Here is a 20,832-nt window from a genome sequence, read left to right as displayed (position 1 = left end):
GGTTTGAGCCGTTTTGAAAACTTTGCGTAACAGCTCATGCCTGGCGGTGGGATTACTGCTGTGTGGCTGCAATCCGTTGATGCAGGCGTCCATGGACACCTTTAAAGCCTCCACACTGGGCGCCCCGTCGCTGGAATTGACTGCGGCGCAAGTGGAGGCCGTGCCCTATGCGCAGATCAAGGTGACCACGGAGGAAAGCGACGGTGTGTTGGCCAAGCTACGCCAGCAGGGCGACCTGGAGTTCTGGGTCGCCTCCGGCAAACAGGTGTTGTTGATGCGCGACGGTCTCGTCGTGCGCAGCGTCGGCCTTAGCATCAATCTCGATGGCACGCGCTTCGACGGCGAGTCGCCGTTCAAGCTGGGCTTGCAGCGATTGCCCGATGGCTACAGCAGTACCCGCTGGATAGATGTCTATCAGGGGCCGCGGGTCGGGCTGGCGGTCAACAGTCGTTTCAGTCGACAGGCCATCGAAACCGTCACCATCCTGGACAAGGACTATGCGTTGCAGCGCATAGACGAACGTATCGACATACCCGAGCTGGGATTCAAGGCCACCAACCGTTTTTGGGTCAGGCCTGACGATGGCTTGATCCTGCAGAGCGAACAACATCTGACGCCGGACCTTTTCTTGAAGATTGTGCAATTGCGCCCTGACCGGGAGACGGCTCGGTGAGATATTCGAAAACGCTGTCGGCTTGCCTGTTGATGGCCAGTTCTGCGATGACTCAGGCCGCTGTCACGGTCACGGGTGATGTAAAAAACCCCGGTTCCTTCGCCTTCGTGCCAGGTGCACGCTTGCTCGATGCCGTCAGCCAGGGACACCCGAACGCGGAAAGTTACTGGCTGGCCGCCGCCTGGCTGCACCAGCCATTGATGGAGCAGCAAATCCGCCTTAAAGCCGGTGTGCTGTTCGATCTGAAATTGTTGCAACGTGGGGCCTTGCTTGACGAAAAAAACAGCCTTGCGGCCCTGGCTGCGCGCCTGTTTGAACAGGTCAGCCGACTGCCCGTTACCGGCCGCAGAGTCGCGGTGCTCGACCCCGTGGCGCTGGAGGTTGCGTTCGCCCGCAATTACTCGCTCAGTGACGGCGACCAGCTGACTTACCCTGTACGCCCGACTACGGTCACTGTGGTGGGCGCCATTGAACAGCCCTGCGCGCTGCCTTATCGCGCCCTGCAGCCCGTCCAGGAATATCTCGAAAGTTGTCTGCCGACGACCGACGCAGATGCCGATTACCTGTGGTTGATTCAGCCCGATGGCCAGGTCAGGCGAGTCGGCAACGCCGCCTGGAACAACGAAGACGGGGTGTTTGCCGCCGCAGGCAGCACGATTCTGGTGCCCGTGCGCAACGATGATCCGGACCTGCCCACACCCGACTTGAACGAGCAGCTTGCCCAGTTTCTCGCCACCCAACCGCTGCCCGAGGTGGCCCCTTGAAGTTACGTTTTGCCGCCGTAGTGTTGTTGCCCTACAGCCTGGCTCATGGAGAGCCGCGTTTTACCCAGAATGATTTCGGTGGCGTGGGTTTGCTGCAAACCCCCACCGCACGGATGGCACCCGCCGGCGAATTCAGCCTGAACGCCAACCGGACCGACCCCTATTCGCGCTATAGCATTTCAATACAGCCCCTTGATTGGCTGGAAGGCAGTTTCCGTTATACCGCTATAGGCAACCAAAAATACGGGCCCGAGTCATTCAGTGGCGACCAGGTCTATAAAGACAAGGCAGTCGATGTCAAAGCCCGCCTCTGGCAAGAAAGCCACTGGTTGCCCGAGGTCGCGCTCGGCTTTCGGGACGTCGGGGGCACCGGCCTGTTCTCCAGCGAATACTTCGTGGCGAACAAACGTTACTACGATCTGGATTTCAGCCTGGGCGTAGCTTGGGGCTACATCGGTAACCGCGGGGATTTCGAAAACCCGCTGGGGTACCTCGATGAGCGCTTTGACACACGCCCGGTAAATACGGGCGCGGACGCGGGCAACGTCAATACCGGCTCGTACTTTCGCGGCTCGCCCGCATTGTTTGGCGGCGTAGCCTATCAGACGCCCTGGTCGCCCTTGAGCCTGAAACTCGAGTTCGACGGTAACGACTACAAGCACGAGCCGTTCAACACTAGCCTGAAGCAGGACTCGCCCATCAACATCGGTGCGGTGTTCAAGCTAACTGACTCAGTCGATTTGAGCGCCGGTTGGGAGCGCGGCAACACCGCGTTGTTCGGTATTACTTTTCATACCAACTTCACCAGCCGCAAAGCGCCGGCCAAACGCTTCGACCCTGCTGTCGAAGCACTGCCGGCACACGAGCCCACCACGCCGCTCGATCAGGTCGACTGGGCCGGGGTTTCCAAACGACTGGAAAACAACGCAGGTTATAAGGTCGAGCGTATTGCTCAGCGTGATTCCGAGCTGATTGTGTATGGCGAGCAGTCGCGCTATTTCTACTCCGCCAAAGGCGTGGGCCGGGCCAGCCGGATTCTGGACAACAGCGCGAATGACGACATCGACTGGTTCACGATGGTGAACAAGCGTTACGACATGCCTGTGGACGAAGTCAGTGTGCCGCGCGACACCTTCCGGGCCGTGGTGAACAACCAGCAAGACCTTACAGACCTGCACCGCACCACCGAATTGAACCGGGCCACGCCACACGTTGAAAACACGCTGTACTCCCAGGCCCTCGAGCGTTTTACCTATGGTATCGGCCTGGGTTACAAGCAAAACGTTGGGGGTCCTGACGGTTTGCTGTACCAGTTGACCGCTGATGTGGACGCGGAATACCGCTTTACCCGCAGCACCTGGACGAGCGGGGTCATCAGCACCAACCTGCTGAACAACTTTGACAAGTTCACGTACGACGCGCCGAGCAACCTGCCCCGAGTGCGCACCGATTTGCGCAAGTACGTCATCACCTCTGATGTAACGATGCCGACATTTCAGCTCAACCATGCCAAGCAGCTGGATCAAGACTTGTTCGGCATGGTGTATGGCGGTTATCTGGAATCAATGTTCGCCGGGGTCGGCGGTGAATTGCTGTACCGCCCCATGGGCGAGCGCTGGGCCCTGGGTGCTGATTTGAACTTTGTACGCCAGCGTGAGTTTGACCAGGGGTTTGGTCTGCGCGATTACAAGACCGTGACCGGTCACATCACCACCTATACCGAACTGCCGTTCGATTTGCAGGGGGCGATCAGCGTTGGGCGTTACCTGGCGCGCGATTGGGGTGCCACGTTTGATGTGTCGCATGAGTTCACTAACGGCGTGAAGTTCGGTGGCTGGGTTACCCGCACCACGGCCTCGGCAGAAGAGTTCGGCGAGGGCAGTTTCGACAAGGGTATCTATATTTCGGTCCCCTTCGACGAGTTGATGAGCGTTTCCACGATGCGTCGCGCCAACCTGATCTGGGCTCCTTTGACCCGCGATGGTGGTGCGCGTCTTAACCGCCAGTACTCGCTGTACACGATGACCAATGGCCGCGACAAAGATGCGTTCTATAAGAACTTTGAGAAAATCACCGAATGAGTTCCTTACTCCTGGGTGTCACACAACTTTCCCAAAGGATACGCACGCTGTTTTTCATCTGCGTCAGTGTGGTGTTGCTGACCGCCGCTTTGCGTGCGCAGCCGATTCCCGAAGCCTTTGCCCAGGAAGACAAGCTGCATCACCTGGTTGGTTTTTTTGTGTTGGCTTTTAGTTGCCAGCTGGCTTTCCTGCGGGTCAAGGCACGCTGGATTGCCTTGGGCTGTCTGCTGACGGGGATCCTGATCGAATATGCACAAGCGCTGATGCCGCTGCGCACGGCGACACCCTACGACGCCTTGGCCAATGCTGTCGGCGTATTGCTTGGCTTGATTGCGTGGCGTTGGATGCAGCCCGTCAAACAGTCCGCTGAGCTCCCGGACTCTTAGGACTATGGCTGGCCCCGTGAGCATAACGACATTACGCCTGAAAACATCAAGGCACTGAATCGACGCCACTCATTTCTGTTATGCGGTTTTGTATAAGAAAGGCCTGTAAACGGTATTTTTTTTGCTCTTGGGTGCCGCATTTTTTGAGCGGCCATAAACTTTTTCAAGGCAGACCACTATGAACGCTTGCGGATCACCGATCGACTCCGTCCATAAATCGCTGGACCCTTTTGCACCGGCCACTATGGTTTTGGGGCAGAAGTTCACCGAGGGCAACAGTGGATTGATGGCCTGGCTGCGGACATACGAAAGAGCCCCCGCCACTATCACCCCACAGCCAAAGTTGTTGGTGGAGCGCATCGGGTTGTTTCCTTCCTCGGGTGACATTCGGCGCATGGTCGGCAATCCCGTTGCGCTACTCGAGTACTTGCGGGCCCTGTATGCCGGTGAGGCACTGGATGTGGATGACAGCGACGGCCTGAGCCTGACGTTCACTGAATGGCGCTTTAAGATCTGCCCAGCGCAGAGCGAGATTCTGTTGAAGGTTGAGAGTCGTGGCGATATTGCACTGATGCAGAAGAAAACTGCAGAGCTGCTGGATCGGATCGAAGAGAAAAACAGTCGTGAATTCGGGTGACGCCACTTCGCCAGAACTCACAACCGAAGCAGAATCTACAACCTTGACGATTCTCCGCGAGTGCGCCAGTGAGGCTGCATGAATGCCTTTTCTGCCCCCGAAAGAGTGACTGCGAAAGAGTTCAAGAGCCTCTCGGCTGTATATTTTGGAAGACTCGTACTCAGCATGATAACCGCGAGCCCTAGCATGAGGGCCGCCCGGGGAATTTTGCGGACTTCCTTTCGCTCCAGCCTGAAAAGAAATACGCACGCCGCGGCTGACCCCACGACCGCCCCGGCAATCGCTTCCGGCAGAGGATGAATCGTCTGCCCGACATACTGGACGCTGAACCACCAGGTCGACAGCAGCCCTGCCCCCAGTGCCAGCCATCGAAGCCGATGATCCAGTTGGCGCAATAGCAAACTCAGGACCACGGTCGACACCAGGCAGGCGTTCATTGCGTGGCCGCTGATGACCGCGATATCCAGGCTTGCCAGGCCGATTCCCCAGCCCTTGAACAGCACTTTACTCAGACCTACGACGAAATAGGCCACGAACAGTACGCCTAGCCATAAGAGCGCGAGTTTTCTGGATGCCATGCTCCACAGCCAACCGGCGACGACCATGGCCGCCGGAAGCATGACGGTGATGCCGGCGTATTGTGTGATGTACAGTTTTGACATCAATCTACTTCCTCACGCCTCGTGCAATTTCCCAGTGCAATGGGCACTGGGCGCGTGTTCAGTAGGTACAACGCTCATCGATCCAGAAAGCACTTCAGGCGGTTCTCTACGACAACCACCGAATAGCTCGCGATGTGCATTGCCAGTCCGTCCTCTATCAGCGCTTCGAGCAAGGCAGCTTGTGCCGCGAAGCGCAGGTCGAGATTGAGTTTTCGGGAGGCGTGCATCTGGTCGATCAGGGCATGCGTGACTTGATAAGGGGTGTTGCCTCGCAGTCGCCTCAGCCAGACGGGGATTTTTTTTGCGGCTTTGGATTGTCTGATACCCGGCACGTACGTTGCCTTGCCCGAAGCGGTGTTTTTCGAAACCTCCTCGATTTCTTCAAACACGTCGGTCAATTTTTTTAGTGCGTAGCCAAGCATCAAATCATCAAACGCATCCAAAAACATAGTCCTCTTCACGCTGTGAAGTTATTACTGCAAACACACATTCCCGATTTTTACATTACACTTTATTCCATGTATGTACTGGACGTATTCTAACGATCAATACGCCTGTTAAATAACATTACATTTGTTAGTGCGATGATTAACTTAGTCAGTGTATTAATTGACTTTTTATAACAATTATCGAGCCTGTAATCGAACGATATAGACTTCAACGATATCGGTAGTTACACCCAGGCTGCGGCGGGCGTTATCAGAGGATTCAGGCGTCAGATGATCGGGTCGCAAGGCGCTGACCGTCAGATCGGTTGAACCTGTGAGCCTGCCTGGCATCTTATCTATCGACACCGCGCCCCACCTTTCAAACACCTGTTTTCAGGCTGTTGCCGCAGGGGGCATCGAGATACACGTACGCGCCCTTGAGTGGCTGTCAGCGCTCGGGTAATGTCATCAGATCCATAGGACAGAGCACGCCCATGACTTCCAAGCTGGAACAACTTAAGCAAATGACCACCGTGGTTGCCGACACCGGCGACTTCGACGCTATCGCTCGCGTTAAACCCGTGGACGCCACCACCAACCCTTCCCTGCTGCTCAAGGCTGCGGCCATTCCGGCGTATGCCGAGTTGCTGAACGCCTGCGTCAATGACTGCAAGGGCGATGTGGGCCTGGCCAGCGACCGTTTTGGCGTGGCCGTGGGGCAAGAAATCCTGAAAGTGATCCCGGGCCGTATTTCCACCGAGGTGGATGCGCGCCTGTCGTTCGACACTGACGCCGTGTTGAAGCGCGCCCATCGCCTGATCGAGCTGTACGATAAGGCCGGTATTGGCCGCGACCGCGTGCTGATCAAGATCGCGTCCACCTGGGAAGGCATCCGCGCTGCCGAGATCCTGGAAAAGGAAGGCATCCAGACCAACCTGACCCTGCTGTTCTCCTTCGCCCAGGCCGCCGCTTGCGCCGATGCCGGGGTGTTCCTGATTTCGCCGTTCGTAGGCCGCATCTACGACTGGTACAAGAAAGCCAACGGCAACGACTACACCGGTGCCGATGATCCTGGCGTGCAGTCGGTGACGCGCATCTACAACTACTACAAGGCCAATGACTACAAGACCGTGGTCATGGGGGCGAGCTTCCGCAATCTGAGCCAGATCGAACAACTGGCCGGCTGCGACCGCCTGACCATCAGCCCGGACCTGATCGACAAGCTGGCGGCGGATACCGGCAAGCTGGAACGCAAGCTGGCACCGGGCAATGCCGGTGAAGCCCGCCTGAGCCTCAACGAGGCGCAGTTCCGCTGGTTGTCCAACGAAGATGCGATGGCGACCGAGAAGCTGGCGGAAGGCATTCGTCAGTTCGCGCGGGATCAGGAGAAGCTTGAGGCGCAGTTGCAGGCCAAGCTGTAACGGCTGACGGGCAAACGCAAAAGGGCGAACCCTCACAAGTTCGCCCTTTTTTGTGGATGCTGGGTAATGTGTGGTGTTTTGGCGGACGCCATCGCGAGCAAGCTCGCTCCCACAGGGATTTGCGGGATGGCTGAGGTCGTGTGCTGAACGAAAAACCTGTGGGAGCGAGCTTGCTCGCGATGGGGCCAGTCCGGCCCGCATCAATTCGGAGCTTGAGGCGTTGTTGCAGGCCAAGCTGTGATCTGAGTGGGTGTGATGCAAAAAGGGCGAACCTTGGTGGGTTCGCCCTTTTTTGTGGATGCGGGGTTCTTGCGGACGCCATCGCGAGCAAGCTCGCTCCCACAGGGATTTGCGGGATGGCTGAGGTCGTGTGCTGAACGAGGAACCGGTGGGAGGCCAAGCTGAGATCTGAGTGGGTGCAGATTCCCCATTGTGGCGAGGGAGCTTGCTCCCGTTCGGCTGCGTAGCAGTCGTGATTTCTGCTACCGGGATATCTCTGACACCATAGGTTATATGGCCTTGGGGCTGCTTCGCAGCCCAGCGGGAGCAAGCTCCCTCGCCACAGACTTATCTCAGTCAGTGCCGCTCCAGCACATTCACCAGATCCTGGAACGTTGAGGTGGGGTTCTTGCGGACGCCATCGCGAGCAAGATCGCTCCCACAGGGATTTGCGGGATGGCTGAGGTCGTGTGCTGAACGAAAAACCTGTGGGAGCGAGCTTGCTCGCGATGGGGCCGGCCCGGCCCGCATCATTTCAGGGGCTCAATTGCGCTCCAGCGCATTCACCAGATCGTGGAACGCTTCACGATTGGTGTCGTTCAGGCCCATGAGGATTTTGTGCGCTTCGAGCACTTTGATCCGCACCACTTCTTCGGACTGATCCTGGTCTGGCAGGTCGTCCAGGCATTCCGGGCAGGGTATGGGTTTGTCGACGATGTTGAACACCTGCTCGAAGCCCATGGACTGCAGCAGACGGGTAATGTCTTCGTGAGTGGTGACGACGGTCGGCAGCAGGCCGACCTGTTGCCGCGACAGGATCGACAGCTTGGCCAGCAGGCCCAGGGTGGTGCTGTCGATGCTGCGGGTTTCGGTCAAGTCGATCACGATCGCGTTGAAATTCTTCGCGGTGAAGATTTTCTCTATAGTCGCATCCAACGCCGAACACAGGGTCAGGCGAACTTCACCGACGAACTTGAGAACGAAGGTGCCGTCCTGCTCGGCGAACTGGATTCTACCAGTACTCATCAAAGATTCCTGCTCAACACCAACAGGGCGATATCATCCGGCATCTCCCCTAGCGTGGCCAATCCAAAAACCTGCCGCAGCCCATCCAGGGTGCCGCCCGCAGCCTTGACCCGTTGGGGCAACGCTGCCTCTTTTTCTTTGAGTGTGGGTTCTGGCAAAAGATCCAGAATGCCATCAGACATTAGCGTCAGGCTGAACGTCGGTGGCAGTTCCAGCACGTGGTCTTCGTAGGTGGCTTCGTTGAAGAGGCCCACCGGCAGGCCACGCCCTTCCAGATAACGAACACTGTCTGGCGTGTACAACACTGGCAACGGCAAATGACCGCCGATGCTATAGGTCAACAAACCGGTCTCCTCGTCGATGACTCCACCGACCATTGTGACGTGTTTACCCAGCTTACAACTGATCAGGCCCCGGTTGATATGACCAAGAACCTCTGAAGGCTTGAATTCCGGCAAGGTACCGCTGCGCCTGGATTCGAACAGCAAGCGCGTGGTCATGAACTTCAACAGCACGGTGACGAAGGCTGAAGAGGCGCCATGACCGGAAACGTCCGCCAGGTAAAAGGCGACCCGGCGCTCGTCGACCCGGAAGTAGTCGACGAAATCACCCGACAGGTACAACGACGGGATGATCTGGTGAGCGAACTTGAACTCGTTGATGGTCCAGGGGCTGACCGGCAGCATGTTCATCTGCACCTGGCGACCGGCGTTCTGGTCCTCCTGGAGCAGGTTCAGGCTGGCTTCGAGCTCGCGGTTGGCCTTCTCCAGCTTCTCGCGGTAGCGCTGGTTCTCCAGCAACAGGCGCGCACGATCCAGGGCCCGGCGCACGGAGTGCTCGAGCACGGCCAGATCTTCGAGAGGCTTGATCAGGTAATCCGCTGCGCCCAGGCGCAGGGCTTCGACCGCGTCGTTCATCACGCCCGCACCCGAAACCACGATCACTGGCGTTTGCGGCGACCGTTCGGTCACCTGGCGGATGAGTTCGAGTCCGCCCATCTGCGGCATGCGCAGATCGCAAATGACCAGGTCGGGCTTGTCTTGCTCGAATACCTGAAGGCCCTGCTGACCATTGCTGGCCTGCAAGACGCTGAAACCACTGTCTTCCAAATAGGCGGCGAGGCTCGCGCGAACTACTTCGTCATCATCGATTATCAGCAGCGTGGCACTGGTTTTTCGCATGTGGGCAAACGGCGCCAGAATTAGGTTGGCGTAGCAGGCGGGGACTTTAGCCCGGCACTGACTACTGGATTCGCTTTCTAGCCTCTCTGTCGCACCGTTTTCGAGCATTTGCCCTACACACATGTACACCAGAGGTGCCCTTTAAGGCGCAGACGGTACTCCCATCCGCGGGGCGTTTCAAGCTCACGCCGATGGTCTCCTGACGTCTTTATTTGTCAAATCACCGAGAGTTATAAGAACAGGCAAATCCGTAACCCAATGGAAGGTTCGAACCCATGAGTCAAACCGGCCGGGACTGCAGTGAAACGCGCGATTACATTCGCCTGCGGGTCTTCGCAGACAAAAAAAGGCGGCCCTTGATGGCTAATGCTGATCAGTTAATACACAAAACCTGTGGGAGCGAGCTTGCTCGCGATGGCGGACTGTCAGGCACTGCATGTGTGACTGTCCAACCGCCATCGCGAGCAAGCTCGCTCCCACAGTGTCCGGTGCCTGACTGACTGGCATTAGCCCTTGATGGCCGCCTTTTTCAGTTTACCGGTCGAGATCAGAAATCGTCTTCAACCTGACCGTCTTTCACCTTGAACTCACGGTTCTGCAAGTACGCATTGCGGATGAAGGTGTACTTGTCGCCGGTGATCAGCTTCTCGCTCGACAGCAGGTTGGCGCGGGTATCGATGATATCCAGGGCAAAGAACGAGTTACGCACTGGTACGTCGTTAACGTAACGATAAGCACCGGTATAGCTGTCGACGTACTTGGACGGTGCATCACGCAAGGTGCTTGGCCCCAACAATGGCAGCATCAAGTAAGGGCCGCTGCCGACACCCCAGTAACCCAGCGTCTGACCGAAGTCTTCGTCATTGCGCTGCAGGCCCATTTTGGTGCCGACATCGATGACGCCCAGCAAACCGAAGGTGGTGTTGAAAATGATTCGTGCGGTATCAACGCCTGCGGCGCGAGGTTTGGCCTGCAGGATATCGTTGGCCAGGTTGCGCACATCGCCGATATTGCGGAAGAAGTTGTGAACGCCATCTTCGACAAACTGCGGCGTTATGTACTGGTAGCCCTGGGCCAGGGGTTTCAGCGCATAGGTGTCGATCACGTCGTTGAATTTGTAAATCGGGCGGTTGACGCTTTCCCAAGGATCCTCTTCCGTGGCTGCCTGGGCAACGAACGGAACCAGCATCGCGCTGGCGCACACACAAATCCTGGCTAGATGATTGCTCCAGCGCATAGAAAAAAACTCCTTGGTTTGTACTGGCTCGGGCACTTGGCCCAGGCAATAAGTTGCCCAGTATAAGACGTAAACGCCGTTTAAGGCACTTTGCACGAAATCCAAATTGAAGCAATCGTGCCAAATGCGAGCGATTCACGTGCATGTCACTCAACTGTCACCGTCGCCCACTAGCCTTCAGGCTATTTCAGGGACGTCCACATGCCACTCGCCGAAGCCTTGCCCCAAACCGCACCCGACCTGACCGCCGTACTGTTCGGCCTCAGTGGCTGCCTGGTGGATTTCGGCGCATACACACACCGGCACGGCAGCCACTCGGCCGAACACGCCGAGGCCACACCCGGCGCACTGGATAGCCTGCGCAGCTTGCAGCGCCGGAAAATCCCCTGCGCCTGGCTCGATGAGCTGCCCCCTGCCCTGAGCCAATCCCTGGCCGCTGCGTTGCCTGAATGGATCAAGCCGGCGCAACATCTAGCAACAAATATCCCATGGCCTGCCCCGAATGCCTGCTGGCAAGCCTTGATGTCTCTGAATGTCGAGCGACTCGACGGCTGCGTACTGGTGAGCGGCGAACCCCGCCTGCTGCAAGCGGGGCTCAATGCCGGGTTGTGGACCATTGGCCTGGCGTCCTGCGGCTCGCTGTGCGGGTTGACGCCTCAGCAATGGCAAGCGCTGACCCCGCAGGGGCGCGACATCAAGCGCTCCAAGGCCACGATGCAACTGTTCGGTCTGGGTGTGCATTCGGTGATTGATCACCTTGGTGAACTCGACACCTGCCTGGCCGATATCAGCTTGCGTCGGCTCAAGGGCGAAAAGCCCTGACCGAGATCATGCAGGTTGCGCGCGAGTGGATTAATCTAAAGGTCAGCCATAGACCTTTGGCTCCCCGCCTTGGTCTATGCCAGTGCCAATCGAGAGAAGGAAGAACGCCATGCCTGCCCGCGAACTGCAAGAACAGCTCAATGCCCTGCGCGAGCAATTGGAACAGAATCCTCCGTTGTCCGACGCCGAGCGCGCCGAGCTACACGAACTGATGCAACAGATCGAGTTGAAACTTGAGCTCGAAACCAAAACCCAGGATTCCAGCCTCGCCGATAACGTCAACCTGGCCGTGGAACGCTTCGAACTCGAACACCCTACCCTTGCCGGCACCCTGCGCAACATCGGGCAGGTCTTGGTCAACATGGGGATCTGAACCCGACAATGCCGTTGCAGGAGCGAGCTTGCTCGCGATGGAGGGTCAGCGACCTTGGCGTCTACTGACACACCATCGCGAGGCGAAGGCGTTTCTGATGACGCTGCACGTCTCACGGCCGCCTTCGCTGGCAAGCCAGCTCCTACAAAATCGTATGCACACCGTCATTTTTGGTGTCCACACCGTCCCCGTGCGCACACCGTCATTTTTGGTGTCCGCACAGTTCCTGTAGGAGCCGGCTTGCCGGCGAAGGCAATCTCCCAGTTGATGGATGTGTCGACTGAACGGCCGCCTTCGCTGGCAAGCCAGCTCCTACAGGGTTTTGTTATTGACGGACCAGGCGATGGTTCGGCAGTTGTACGTCTTCAGTACTGCGATACGGATTGATATCCAGCCCGCCGCGACGCACATAACGCGCATACACCGTCAGTTTCTCCGGTTTGAGCAACCGCTGCAGGTCGAGGAAGATCCGCTCTACACACTGCTCGTGGAAATCGGAGTGCTGGCGGAAGCTGACGATGTACTCGAGCAGGCTCGCATGATCCAGCGCCGCGCCACGGTATTCCACCGCCACGCTGCCCCAGTCCGGCTGGCTGGTGACCGGGCAGTTGGACTTGAGCAAATGGCTGTGCACGCTCTCCTCGACAATGCGCGAATCATCGCAACGCAGCAGTTCCGGCCGTGGATGCTCGTAGTTGCTGACGCTGATATCCAGCTCGTCGATGCACACACCCGGCAAGGCCACGACGCCTTCGCTCTCGACATCCTTGAGACTGCGAATGCGCACGCCCACCGGCTTGCCGGCAGCCGCCGACAAATCCTCGGCCAACGTCGCCTCAAGGCTCGCGGTATCGGCAAACGGCGTCTGGTTCAGGGAGTTGAGGTACAGCTTGAACGACTTCGATTCGATGATGTTCGGCGAATCCGCCGGAATGCTGAATTCGCCGATCGCCACCACCGGCTTGCCCGACGGCAGCAGCCAGGACAGTTCGAAGCAGTTCCAGAAGTCCACGCCTTTATACGGCAGGGTTTCTGCCGTCAGGCCCAGTTCGGCCCACTTCGCGGTGCGCGGGATCGGGAACAGCAAGGACGGCGTGTAGGTGGCGATGTATTCGCTGGACTTGCCCAGCGGCGAGTGTTCGGCTGCGGGATGCATGGCGGAAACCTGACTGAAGAATCAGCGGATTCTATCAGCCTTTGCTCCCGCCTTTGAGTGCTTACTGACTGACAGTCACTTTGCCGACCATGCCGGCCTGGTAATGACCGGGGATGTTGCAGGCAAACTCGAGACTGGTGGCCTTGCTGAAGGTCCAGGTCAGCTCGGCGGTCTTGCCCGGCTCCACCAGTACGCTGTTCGGGTCGTCATGCTTCATGCCGTGGTCCATCGAACCGTGATCCATACCGGCCATGTTGCCGTGGTCCATTGCCTTCATGCCGGTGGGTGTCAGCATGCCGCTCTGTTGCATCTGCAACATTTCCTGCTGGTGTTTGGCGTGCATCGCCGCATCACCCAGATTGAACTCATGCAACAACTGGCCTTTATTGACCAGTACGAAGCGCACGGTTTCCCCGGCCTTGATATCGATGGCCTCTGGCGTGAAGGACATGTCGCCCATCACCACCTCGACGCTGCGGGTCGCCTTGGCCGCCGGAGCCGGCTGACCGAAATCGTAGGTATTCCCGGCGTCCGCCCACACCGGAGAACTCAACGCCAGCAAACATACGATTTGCGCCACGGATTTGCGTAAAAACATCGTCATACTCCAACAAGATAAGGCTCGGCATGGGAAAAACTCTAAACTGCCAGCACTGCCCGCAACCTGACAGCCAGATTACAACTTTGTCAGGTTGACCTGTAGGAATGCCGCCCACGGTATAAAGCGTTCGTTCCATTTGCCATGAGTCGCCCATGAAACTGCTGATCGTCGAAGACCAACCGAAAACCGGCCATTACCTGCGCCAGGGTCTGGCCGAGGCCGGGTTCAACACAGAACTGGTGGCCGACGGCAACACCGGCCAGCAATTGGCCCTCAGCGGCGAATATGCCCTGCTGATTCTCGATGTGATGCTGCCGGGTCGTGACGGCTGGCAGATTCTGCAAGCGGTGCGCAGCGCCGGTCTGGACACGCCGGTACTTTTTCTGACGGCGCGTGACGCCGTGGAGGACAGGGTTCACGGCCTCGAGCTGGGCGCCGATGACTATCTGGTCAAGCCGTTTGCCTTCTCCGAGCTGCTGGCGCGAGTGCGCAGCCTGTTGCGTCGCGGCAGTGCCGCGCCTCAGGAGACCAGCCTGCAACTGGCCGATTTGCGCCTGGACCTGATCCGTCGCCGGGTCGAACGCAGCGGCCAGCGTATCGACCTGACCGCCAAGGAGTTCGCCCTGCTGGAAATGCTCCTGCGCCGTCAGGGTGAAGTCCTGCCCAAGTCGCTGATTGCGTCCCAGGTCTGGGACATGAATTTCGACAGCGACACCAATGTCATCGAGGTGGCGATCCGTCGTCTGCGCCTGAAGATCGACGATGAATTCCCCAACAAACTTATCCACACCGTGCGCGGCATGGGTTACGTCCTCGAAGAGCGCCCCGCCTGATGCGCCGGCTGTCCTTGAGCAGCCGCCTGGCGCTGTTGTTTGCCGCCTGCACTGCCGTGGTGTCGTTGTTCGCCGGGGTACTGTTCAGCCGCGCCAGCGAGGCGCACTTCGTCGAGCTCGACCAGCAACTGCTGGATGGCAAGCTGATTGGCTTGCGGCGGGGCCTGCACGACCTTCAGTCGAGCGACAGTGAAGTGAAACTGGCCGAGGAATTGAGCCGGCTGGCTGGCCTGCCCCTGCGAATCACCGGCAGCGACGGCCAGCGCTGGTATGACAGTTCGAGCAACATTCCGCCGGCATTGCCGCGCCAGCCCGGATTGTCGACGGTGAGCCATGAAGGCACGGATTACCGCGTGCTGAATGCGCCGCTTTTCGCGGACAAACCCGAGTCACCGCAGCTGACCCTGCTGCTGGACATCACCCACCACCAGCATTTTCTGCAACACATGCAGCGTTTGATCTGGCTGACCGTCGGCCTGTCAGCCCTGGCCACCGCACTGCTGGGCGCCTGGGCGGCACGCAGCGGCTTGCGCCCGCTGCGGCGGATCAGTGCGTTGGCCAGCGGTGTTTCCGCGCAATCGCTGAACACGCGGTTGCCTGAAGAAAACATGCCGCCGGAACTGGCGGAAATGGCCCACAACTTCAACGCCATGCTCGGACGCCTCGACGATTCGTTTCAGCGCCTGTCCGCGTTCTCCGCCGACATTGCCCATGAACTGCGCACGCCACTGTCGAACCTGCTGACCCACACCCAGGTGACCCTCACTCGCGCGCGCCCCCTCGAGGACTACCGCGAGGCCCTGCACAGCAACCTCGAGGAACTGCAATGGATGGCGCAACTGGTCAATGACATGCTCTACCTGGCCAAGGCTGACCATGGATTGTTGATGCCCAAGCGCGAAGCGCTGGAACTGGGGCAGGAAGCGGATCTGTTGCTGGAGTTTTTTGCGCCATTGGCGGAAGACGCACAGGTAAAACTGAGTCGTGACGGCAATGCCCGCATCGAAGGTGACCGCAGCATGTTGCGGCGAGCGCTATCGAACCTGCTGGACAACGCGCTGCGGTTCACGCCAGTCGATGGCGAGGTTCGGGTCAACATCGTCGAGCAAGCGAATGGCCTGAGATTGAGCGTCGAAAACACCGGGAGCGGGATAGACGCACAGTCACTGCCACGGCTATTTGACCGCTTCTACCGTGCAGACCCGGCACGCCGCGAAGGCAGCAGTGAACATGCGGGATTGGGCTTGGCGATCACCCAGTCGATCATCCGTGCCCATGGCGGGCGGATTCGTTGCGAATCGGATAATGGGTGGACACGGTTTGTGATCGAATTGCCAAGGGGACATTGAGGCCAGCAGGACCGGCCTCCCTCACCTGTAGGAGCTGGCTTGCCAGCGAAGGCAGCTTCGGCTACTGAAAGAGGACATTGAGGTTGGCAGGACCGGCCTCTTCGCTGGCAAGCCAGCTCCTACGAAGAGCAAGCGGCTTCCGGAAGGGACATTGAGGCCAGCAGGACCGGCCTCTTCGCTGGCAAGCCAGCTCCTACGAAGAGCAAGCGGCTTCCGGAAGGGACATTGAGGTTGGCAGGACCGGCCTCTTCGCTGGCAAGCCAGCTCCTACGAAGAGCTGGCGGTGTTACGGGTTACGAATATCTCAGCGCATGAGCCGGTTCGATTTTCGCTGCCCGCCAGGCCGGGTACACCGTGGCCAGGAAGCTCATGACGAAGCCCGCCGTACAGATCAGCGCCACGTCCGCGCCTTGCAGTTCGGACGGCAGGTTGCTGACGAAATACACGTCGGAACTGAAGATGTGCTGCCCGCTGACCCGCTCGATCCAGCCCACGATCTGGCTGACGTTCAGCGCGGCAATCACGCCCAACACACCGCCAATCAGGGTGCCGACGATACCGATCACGGTGCCCTGCACCACGAAGATCGCCATGATCTGCCGTGGCGTGGCGCCAATGGTGCGCAGGATCGCGATGTCCGCGCCCTTGTCGTTCACCACCATGATCAGGGTCGCGATGATGTTGAACGCCGCCACCGCGACGATCATCAGCAACAGCAGGCCGATCATGGTTTTTTCCATTTTCATTGCGCTGAACAGGCTGCCCTGGGTGTGGGTCCAGTCGTCAGCCTTGTAGGCGACGCCCAGCCCCGTGGCGATGTCGCTCGACACCTGCGGCGCGGCATACAGGTCCTTCACCGCCAGGCGCACGCTCTGCACCTGATTCGGCTCCCAGTGCTGCATCTGCGCGGCATCGGCCATGTGGATCAGCGCCATGGTGCCGTCCAGTTCGGCACCGACCTTGAACACACCGACCACATTCAGCCGTTGCATGCGCGGGGTGATACCACCCGGCGCATTGCTGACTTCCGGCACGATCAGGGTGATCTTGTCGCCGACGTTCAAGCGGAAGCGGCGCGCCGTGATCTCGCCGATCACCACGCCGAATTCGCCCGGCTTCAAGGCTTCGAGACTGCCCTGGACGATGTGCTTGGCGACAATCGACACCTGGCCTTCCAGCGCCGGGTCGACACCGCTGACCTGGATGGGCTGCATCGTGCCCTTGTAGGACAGCATGCCTTCCATCTCGGTGAACGGCACCGCCGCCGTCACTTGCGGGTTTTTCATCGCGGCCGCTGCCACGGGCTTCCAGTCGTCAATCGGGTTGACACCGACGATGGTGGCGTGGGGCACCATGCCGAGGATGCGTGAGCTCATTTCGCGCTGAAAGCCGTTCATCACCGACAGCACCACGATCATCGCCAACACACCGAGGGCGAGGCCGATCATCGAGGTCATCGAGATGAAGGAAACAAAGCGATTGCGGCGCTTGGCGCGGGTATAGCGCGTGCCGATAAAGATCGATAACGGTCTGAACATTCGCTGGGGCACCGTATGGAAATAAAAGACCCGACGCCCTTCCAGGCATCGGGTTTCAGCCAATCAGATAGGCGTGAGGCAACCTTCCTGCAAATGCAGGACGCGGTCCATCTGACGGGCCAGGTTCATGTCGTGGGTCACCACCAGGAACGCCGTGCGCATCGAGGTGCTGAGTTCCAGCATCAAGTCCTGAATGCCCTGGGCGGTGTGGGAGTCGAGGTTGCCGGTCGGCTCGTCGAGCATCACCAGGCCCGGTGTATTCACCAGGGCGCGGGCGATGGCCACGCGCTGACGCTCACCACCGGACAATTCGGCCGGCTTGTGCTCCAGGCGATGGCCCAGCCCTACCCGCTCCAGCAACGCCGTGGCACGCTGACGCGCCTCCGGGATCGCGGTCTTGCCGATCAGCAGCGGCATGCAGACGTTTTCCAGCGCAGTGAATTCCGGCAGCAGGTGGTGGAACTGGTACACGAAGCCGAGGGCGCGATTACGCAGCAGGCCGCGTTTCTTCTCGCTCAGCGCCGACAGCTCTTCACCGTCGAGCCAGACGCTGCCCTTGGTCGGTGTATCAAGGCCGCCCAGCAGGTTGAGCAAGGTACTTTTGCCCGAGCCCGACTTGCCGACAATCGCCACACGCTCTCCCGGGTGCAACTCCAGTTGCAGGCCGGCCAACACTTCCACCGATTCCGGGCCTTCCTCGTAGGACTTGCCCAGGCTGCGGCAGCTCAAGATTGCTTTATCACTCATGCCCGACTCACTCATAACGTAACGCCTCCGCAGGCTGGGTGCGCGCGGCACGCCAGGCTGGATACAGGGTGGCGAGGAAACTCAGGACCAACGCCGCAGAGCAGACCATCACGACGTCCTGGCTCTGCACTTGCGATGGCAGGTAATCGATGAAATACACGTCGGCGTTGAGGAATTTGTGGCCGATCAGGCCTTCGAGGGCCGAGATCGCGGCACTGACATTCAGCGCGGCGAAGATCCCGACCACCGCGCCGATCGCGGTGCCGACCACGCCAATGACCGTGCCTTGCACCATGAACGTGCGCATGATCGTGCCCGGCGTGGCGCCCAATGTGCGCAGGATCGCAATGTCGCCCTTCTTGTCGTTCACCACCATCACCAGTGTGGAAATGATGTTGAACGCCGCGACGGCAACGATCAGCAACAGCAACAGGCCGATCATGGCTTTTTCCATGCGGATCGCCTGGTACAGGTTGCCGTGGGTGCGGGTCCAGTCGCGGGCGTAGAAGCGGTCTTCACCGAGATCGCGGGCGATGCTCCACGCGGTGCGCGGCGCCTGGAACAGGTCGTCGAACTTCAGGCGCAGGCCCTGGACCTGATCCGGTTTCCAGCGATGCAGCCGGGCCAGATCCTGCAGGTTGGTGACACCCAGATAACCATCGAGCTCGCCGGCGCCGACATGGAAAATGCCGACCACGGTAAAGCGCTTCATGCGCGGGAACATCCCGGCCGGGGTCACGGTGACCTCCGGAGCGACGAAGGTCAGCTTGTCGCCGATAGCCGCGCCGAGCTTGGCCGCCGCCTTGTCGCCGATGACGATGCCGAACTCGCCCGGCACCAGGTCGTCGAGTTTTCCCTGGGTCATGAAGTGATCGATGATCGACACCTGGCGCTCTTGCACCGGGTCGATGGCATTGAGCAGGACTTTCGAGACCTTGCCGTTGTTGGTCAGCAAGCCCTGCATTTGCGTAAACGGCGCCACGGCCGTCACCTGCGGGTTCTGCTTGACCTTGGCGGCCAGGCTTTGCCAATCGCTGATGGCCTCGCCGGACTCGATGGTCGCGTGGGGCACCATGCCCAGCACGCGGGTGCGCATTTCATGATCGAAGCCGTTCATCACCGACAGCACCACGATCATCACGACCACGCCAAGGGCGAGCCCGATCATCGAAGTCAGGGAAATGAATGACACAAAATGATTGCGACGCTTTGCACGGGTGTAACGCGTGCCGATAAATACGAAGAGAGGTCTGAACATGTCGGGGCTTGTTCGGAGGGAAAAGGAACGTCCTTGTGGCGGGGGTCGATAACCAGCTTTACACTCAGACCACCGCCGCTACCATGGGTTCGCCATGTCGACATTAGATGAAGAAGATCGCCGCGAATACTACCGTATCGAGGATACGATCGCACTGGAAATTCGGCTCCTGTCCGCTGCTGAAGCCACAGGCCAGGAAGTGTTGCAGGATGCTTCCCCACTCTTCAACTTGCTCAGCGAACTACACCTGAGCGAATTCGAGTCGCAACACCTGTTGCGCCAGCTCAGCGACCGCGACCGCACGACCGCCGCATTCCTCAAATCCCAGAACAAACGCATCGATTTGCTGAGTCAGGTCGTCGCTCTGACAGTGCTCGGGCAGATCGGCGAACCGCAGCCGGTGATCATTTCCGAAGGCGGCATCGACTTTCAGCACCCAACGCCCATCGCCATCGGCACACGCCTGTCGGTCAAGCTGGTGCTGATGCCGCAAGCCCTGGGCCTGCTGCTGCGCGCTCGCGTCACCCATTGCGACCGCAAGGGCGATGGCTATGACGTCGGCACCGAGTTCGAACACCTGACCGACGCCCAGCGCCAACTGCTGGCCCGCCACATCTTGCAAAAGCAGGCCCAGATACGACGCCTGGCCCGCGAAAAACTCGAATCAGGCAATTAATTTAAGGAAGAACCGTGACCCTCATCTACGGCCATCGCGGCGCCAAGGGCGAAGCACCGGAAAACACCCTGACCAGCTTTCAGCAATGCCTCAGGCACGGCGTACGTCGCTGCGAACTGGACCTGCACCTGTCCATGGATGGCGAGCTGATGGTCATTCACGACCCGACCCTCAAACGCACCACGGACCGTCGCGGCAAGGTCGTCGAACACACGGCGGCTGAGCTGGTGACCTATGACGCACGCAAGGGCGGCCCGGGCTGGATCAAGCCGTGCCCGATTCCGAGGCTGGAAGAACTGTTCGAGAAATGCGACTTCGATCACTGGCAGCTGGAAGTCAAAAGTGCATCAAGGATGCGTGCCGCCACCACCGTGCTGGCGATTCGTGAAATGGCGCAGCGTCATGGCCTGCTGGACAAGGTGACGATCACCTCGAGTTCCCGCGAAGTGCTCAAGGCGGCGCTGGAACTGGTGCCGGACGTATCCCGCGGGCTGGTGGCCGAGTACGCCTGGCTCGACCCGCTGAAGGTCGCGGCCAGCTATGGCTGTGAGATTCTGGCGCTGAACTGGACCCTGTGCACGCCGGAACGCCTGCAAAGGGCGCAGCGTCAGGGGCTGCATGTGTCGGTGTGGACCGTCAACGAGCCCGCGCTGATGCGCAGACTCGCCGACTTCGGCGTTGACAGCCTGATTACAGACTTTCCCGGTTTGGCCATTGCCACGCTCGAGAATTGCTGAAATCGGTCTCCCCGGCCGGCTCAGGCC

General features: G+C 59.2%; 23 protein-coding genes. 12 read left to right on the top strand and 11 right to left on the bottom strand.

Annotated features, from left to right (window positions below; genetic code table 11):
- Positions 1 to 13 precede the first annotated feature (13 nt).
- Genes KGA81_RS24945 through KGA81_RS24930 form a run of 4 tightly spaced genes read left to right on the top strand, consistent with a single transcriptional unit; the run spans position 14 to position 3,904 of the window.
- Positions 14 to 673 carry a YjbF family lipoprotein gene (locus KGA81_RS24945; protein ID WP_317850816.1) on the top strand — a complete coding sequence of 220 codons (660 nt, stop codon included), beginning with the start codon at positions 14 to 16 and terminating at the stop codon, positions 671 to 673.
- 32 nt (positions 674 to 705) lie between these two features.
- Positions 706 to 1,437 carry a capsule biosynthesis GfcC family protein gene (locus KGA81_RS24940; RefSeq protein WP_223549499.1) on the top strand — a complete coding sequence of 244 codons (732 nt, stop codon included), beginning with the start codon at positions 706 to 708 and terminating at the stop codon, positions 1,435 to 1,437.
- Positions 1,434 to 3,518 carry a YjbH domain-containing protein gene (locus KGA81_RS24935; RefSeq protein WP_223549440.1) on the top strand — a complete coding sequence of 695 codons (2,085 nt, stop codon included), beginning with the start codon at positions 1,434 to 1,436 and terminating at the stop codon, positions 3,516 to 3,518. Before KGA81_RS24940 ends, KGA81_RS24935 begins: the two co-directional genes overlap by 4 nt.
- On the top strand, positions 3,515 to 3,904 hold the full coding sequence (locus KGA81_RS24930; RefSeq protein ID WP_223549438.1) for a VanZ family protein: 390 nt from the start codon (positions 3,515 to 3,517) through the stop codon (positions 3,902 to 3,904). Before KGA81_RS24935 ends, KGA81_RS24930 begins: the two co-directional genes overlap by 4 nt.
- Before the next feature lie 78 nt (positions 3,905 to 3,982).
- Here KGA81_RS24930 and KGA81_RS24925 read toward each other — a convergent pair whose 3' ends face one another.
- Complete coding sequence (locus tag KGA81_RS24925; protein ID WP_223549436.1) at positions 3,983 to 4,264, bottom strand: hypothetical protein; 282 nt, start codon at positions 4,262 to 4,264, stop codon at positions 3,983 to 3,985.
- Positions 4,265 to 4,268: 4 nt separating this feature from the next.
- Between KGA81_RS24925 and KGA81_RS24920 the strand changes: the two genes are divergently transcribed.
- Positions 4,269 to 4,541: a hypothetical protein gene (locus KGA81_RS24920; protein WP_223549434.1), complete on the top strand. Its 273-nt coding sequence runs from the start codon at positions 4,269 to 4,271 to the stop codon at positions 4,539 to 4,541.
- A gap of 35 nt (positions 4,542 to 4,576) precedes the next feature.
- On the opposite strand, the gene KGA81_RS24915 is transcribed toward KGA81_RS24920, so the two are convergent.
- Positions 4,577 to 5,203, bottom strand: a complete 627-nt coding sequence (locus tag KGA81_RS24915) for a hypothetical protein (protein ID WP_223549432.1) — start codon at positions 5,201 to 5,203, stop codon at positions 4,577 to 4,579.
- Between the two features lie 74 nt (positions 5,204 to 5,277).
- On the bottom strand, positions 5,278 to 5,652 hold the full coding sequence (locus KGA81_RS24910) for a hypothetical protein (RefSeq protein WP_223549430.1): 375 nt from the start codon (positions 5,650 to 5,652) through the stop codon (positions 5,278 to 5,280).
- Positions 5,653 to 6,125: 473 nt separating this feature from the next.
- Between KGA81_RS24910 and tal the strand changes: the two genes are divergently transcribed.
- Positions 6,126 to 7,052 carry a transaldolase gene (gene tal / locus KGA81_RS24905; RefSeq protein ID WP_223549428.1) on the top strand — a complete coding sequence of 309 codons (927 nt, stop codon included), beginning with the start codon at positions 6,126 to 6,128 and terminating at the stop codon, positions 7,050 to 7,052.
- Between the two features lie 762 nt (positions 7,053 to 7,814).
- Here the strand turns inward: tal and rssC are convergent.
- From rssC to KGA81_RS24890, 3 genes are all read right to left on the bottom strand, one after another.
- Complete coding sequence (rssC, locus tag KGA81_RS24900; protein ID WP_223462651.1) at positions 7,815 to 8,297, bottom strand: anti-sigma factor antagonist RssC; 483 nt, start codon at positions 8,295 to 8,297, stop codon at positions 7,815 to 7,817.
- Positions 8,297 to 9,478, bottom strand: a complete 1,182-nt coding sequence (rssB, locus tag KGA81_RS24895) for a two-component system response regulator RssB (protein WP_223549426.1) — start codon at positions 9,476 to 9,478, stop codon at positions 8,297 to 8,299. Before rssB ends, rssC begins: the two co-directional genes overlap by 1 nt.
- A gap of 547 nt (positions 9,479 to 10,025) precedes the next feature.
- Complete coding sequence (locus tag KGA81_RS24890; protein ID WP_223549425.1) at positions 10,026 to 10,715, bottom strand: VacJ family lipoprotein; 690 nt, start codon at positions 10,713 to 10,715, stop codon at positions 10,026 to 10,028.
- Positions 10,716 to 10,916: 201 nt separating this feature from the next.
- Here KGA81_RS24890 and KGA81_RS24885 point away from each other — a divergent pair, with 201 nt between their 5' ends.
- A complete protein-coding gene (locus KGA81_RS24885; protein ID WP_223549423.1) occupies positions 10,917 to 11,537 on the top strand; it encodes an HAD family phosphatase in 621 nt (206 codons plus the stop codon).
- A gap of 109 nt (positions 11,538 to 11,646) precedes the next feature.
- A complete protein-coding gene (locus KGA81_RS24880) occupies positions 11,647 to 11,910 on the top strand; it encodes a DUF4404 family protein (protein WP_223549421.1) in 264 nt (87 codons plus the stop codon).
- A gap of 325 nt (positions 11,911 to 12,235) precedes the next feature.
- Here KGA81_RS24880 and queF read toward each other — a convergent pair whose 3' ends face one another.
- Both queF and KGA81_RS24870 read right to left on the bottom strand, forming a co-directional pair.
- Complete coding sequence (gene queF, locus KGA81_RS24875; RefSeq protein ID WP_223549419.1) at positions 12,236 to 13,066, bottom strand: NADPH-dependent 7-cyano-7-deazaguanine reductase QueF; 831 nt, start codon at positions 13,064 to 13,066, stop codon at positions 12,236 to 12,238.
- A 61-nt stretch (positions 13,067 to 13,127) separates the two neighbouring features.
- On the bottom strand, positions 13,128 to 13,664 hold the full coding sequence (locus tag KGA81_RS24870) for a plastocyanin/azurin family copper-binding protein (protein WP_223549417.1): 537 nt from the start codon (positions 13,662 to 13,664) through the stop codon (positions 13,128 to 13,130).
- 155 nt (positions 13,665 to 13,819) lie between these two features.
- Here KGA81_RS24870 and KGA81_RS24865 point away from each other — a divergent pair, with 155 nt between their 5' ends.
- Positions 13,820 to 14,500 (top strand): heavy metal response regulator transcription factor, encoded by a 681-nt coding sequence (locus KGA81_RS24865; protein ID WP_223549415.1) that lies wholly within the window; start codon positions 13,820 to 13,822, stop codon positions 14,498 to 14,500.
- Complete coding sequence (locus KGA81_RS24860; RefSeq protein WP_223549413.1) at positions 14,500 to 15,849, top strand: heavy metal sensor histidine kinase; 1,350 nt, start codon at positions 14,500 to 14,502, stop codon at positions 15,847 to 15,849. Before KGA81_RS24865 ends, KGA81_RS24860 begins: the two co-directional genes overlap by 1 nt.
- 293 nt (positions 15,850 to 16,142) lie before the next feature.
- On the opposite strand, the gene KGA81_RS24855 is transcribed toward KGA81_RS24860, so the two are convergent.
- The 3 genes from KGA81_RS24855 to KGA81_RS24845 form a co-directional block, all read right to left on the bottom strand.
- Positions 16,143 to 17,387: a lipoprotein-releasing ABC transporter permease subunit gene (locus tag KGA81_RS24855; RefSeq protein WP_223549411.1), complete on the bottom strand. Its 1,245-nt coding sequence runs from the start codon at positions 17,385 to 17,387 to the stop codon at positions 16,143 to 16,145.
- Between the two features lie 63 nt (positions 17,388 to 17,450).
- On the bottom strand, positions 17,451 to 18,134 hold the full coding sequence (gene lolD, locus KGA81_RS24850) for a lipoprotein-releasing ABC transporter ATP-binding protein LolD (protein WP_177323267.1): 684 nt from the start codon (positions 18,132 to 18,134) through the stop codon (positions 17,451 to 17,453).
- A 7-nt stretch (positions 18,135 to 18,141) separates the two neighbouring features.
- Positions 18,142 to 19,392 carry a lipoprotein-releasing ABC transporter permease subunit gene (locus tag KGA81_RS24845; protein ID WP_223549408.1) on the bottom strand — a complete coding sequence of 417 codons (1,251 nt, stop codon included), beginning with the start codon at positions 19,390 to 19,392 and terminating at the stop codon, positions 18,142 to 18,144.
- Between the two features lie 94 nt (positions 19,393 to 19,486).
- On the opposite strand from KGA81_RS24845, the gene KGA81_RS24840 reads away from it, so the two are divergent.
- Both KGA81_RS24840 and KGA81_RS24835 read left to right on the top strand, forming a co-directional pair.
- Positions 19,487 to 20,068 carry a PilZ domain-containing protein gene (locus KGA81_RS24840; protein WP_223549406.1) on the top strand — a complete coding sequence of 194 codons (582 nt, stop codon included), beginning with the start codon at positions 19,487 to 19,489 and terminating at the stop codon, positions 20,066 to 20,068.
- Positions 20,069 to 20,082: 14 nt separating this feature from the next.
- Entirely contained in the window at positions 20,083 to 20,805 is a 723-nt protein-coding gene (locus tag KGA81_RS24835; RefSeq protein WP_223549404.1) for a glycerophosphodiester phosphodiesterase, read from the top strand.
- Positions 20,806 to 20,832: the final 27 nt, after the last annotated feature.

Origin of the sequence: Pseudomonas sp. A-B-19 (genome assembly GCF_019947515.1) — a bacterium.
GTDB lineage: Bacteria > Pseudomonadota > Gammaproteobacteria > Pseudomonadales > Pseudomonadaceae > Aquipseudomonas.
This window is presented reverse-complemented; position numbering and strand designations above follow the sequence as displayed.

What these genes read in the sequence shown, in the direction of transcription:
- KGA81_RS24940 (WP_223549499.1), top strand. Translation starts at nt 706, where the DNA reads ATGGCCAGTTCTGCGATGACTCAGGCCGCTGTCACGGTCACGGGTGAT.
- KGA81_RS24930 (WP_223549438.1), top strand. Translation starts at nt 3,515, where the DNA reads ATGAGTTCCTTACTCCTGGGTGTCACACAACTTTCCCAAAGGATACGC.
- KGA81_RS24925 (WP_223549436.1), bottom strand. Translation starts at nt 4,264, where the DNA reads ATGCGCTCCACCAACAACTTTGGCTGTGGGGTGATAGTGGCGGGGGCT.
- KGA81_RS24915 (WP_223549432.1), bottom strand. Translation starts at nt 5,203, where the DNA reads ATGTCAAAACTGTACATCACACAATACGCCGGCATCACCGTCATGCTT.
- KGA81_RS24910 (WP_223549430.1), bottom strand. Translation starts at nt 5,652, where the DNA reads ATGTTTTTGGATGCGTTTGATGATTTGATGCTTGGCTACGCACTAAAA.
- tal (WP_223549428.1), top strand. Translation starts at nt 6,126, where the DNA reads ATGACTTCCAAGCTGGAACAACTTAAGCAAATGACCACCGTGGTTGCC.
- rssC (WP_223462651.1), bottom strand. Translation starts at nt 8,297, where the DNA reads ATGAGTACTGGTAGAATCCAGTTCGCCGAGCAGGACGGCACCTTCGTT.
- rssB (WP_223549426.1), bottom strand. Translation starts at nt 9,478, where the DNA reads ATGCGAAAAACCAGTGCCACGCTGCTGATAATCGATGATGACGAAGTA.
- KGA81_RS24890 (WP_223549425.1), bottom strand. Translation starts at nt 10,715, where the DNA reads ATGCGCTGGAGCAATCATCTAGCCAGGATTTGTGTGTGCGCCAGCGCG.
- KGA81_RS24885 (WP_223549423.1), top strand. Translation starts at nt 10,917, where the DNA reads ATGCCACTCGCCGAAGCCTTGCCCCAAACCGCACCCGACCTGACCGCC.
- KGA81_RS24880 (WP_223549421.1), top strand. Translation starts at nt 11,647, where the DNA reads ATGCCTGCCCGCGAACTGCAAGAACAGCTCAATGCCCTGCGCGAGCAA.
- queF (WP_223549419.1), bottom strand. Translation starts at nt 13,066, where the DNA reads ATGCATCCCGCAGCCGAACACTCGCCGCTGGGCAAGTCCAGCGAATAC.
- KGA81_RS24870 (WP_223549417.1), bottom strand. Translation starts at nt 13,664, where the DNA reads ATGTTTTTACGCAAATCCGTGGCGCAAATCGTATGTTTGCTGGCGTTG.
- KGA81_RS24865 (WP_223549415.1), top strand. Translation starts at nt 13,820, where the DNA reads ATGAAACTGCTGATCGTCGAAGACCAACCGAAAACCGGCCATTACCTG.
- KGA81_RS24860 (WP_223549413.1), top strand. Translation starts at nt 14,500, where the DNA reads ATGCGCCGGCTGTCCTTGAGCAGCCGCCTGGCGCTGTTGTTTGCCGCC.
- KGA81_RS24855 (WP_223549411.1), bottom strand. Translation starts at nt 17,387, where the DNA reads ATGTTCAGACCGTTATCGATCTTTATCGGCACGCGCTATACCCGCGCC.
- lolD (WP_177323267.1), bottom strand. Translation starts at nt 18,134, where the DNA reads ATGAGTGATAAAGCAATCTTGAGCTGCCGCAGCCTGGGCAAGTCCTAC.
- KGA81_RS24845 (WP_223549408.1), bottom strand. Translation starts at nt 19,392, where the DNA reads ATGTTCAGACCTCTCTTCGTATTTATCGGCACGCGTTACACCCGTGCA.
- KGA81_RS24840 (WP_223549406.1), top strand. Translation starts at nt 19,487, where the DNA reads ATGTCGACATTAGATGAAGAAGATCGCCGCGAATACTACCGTATCGAG.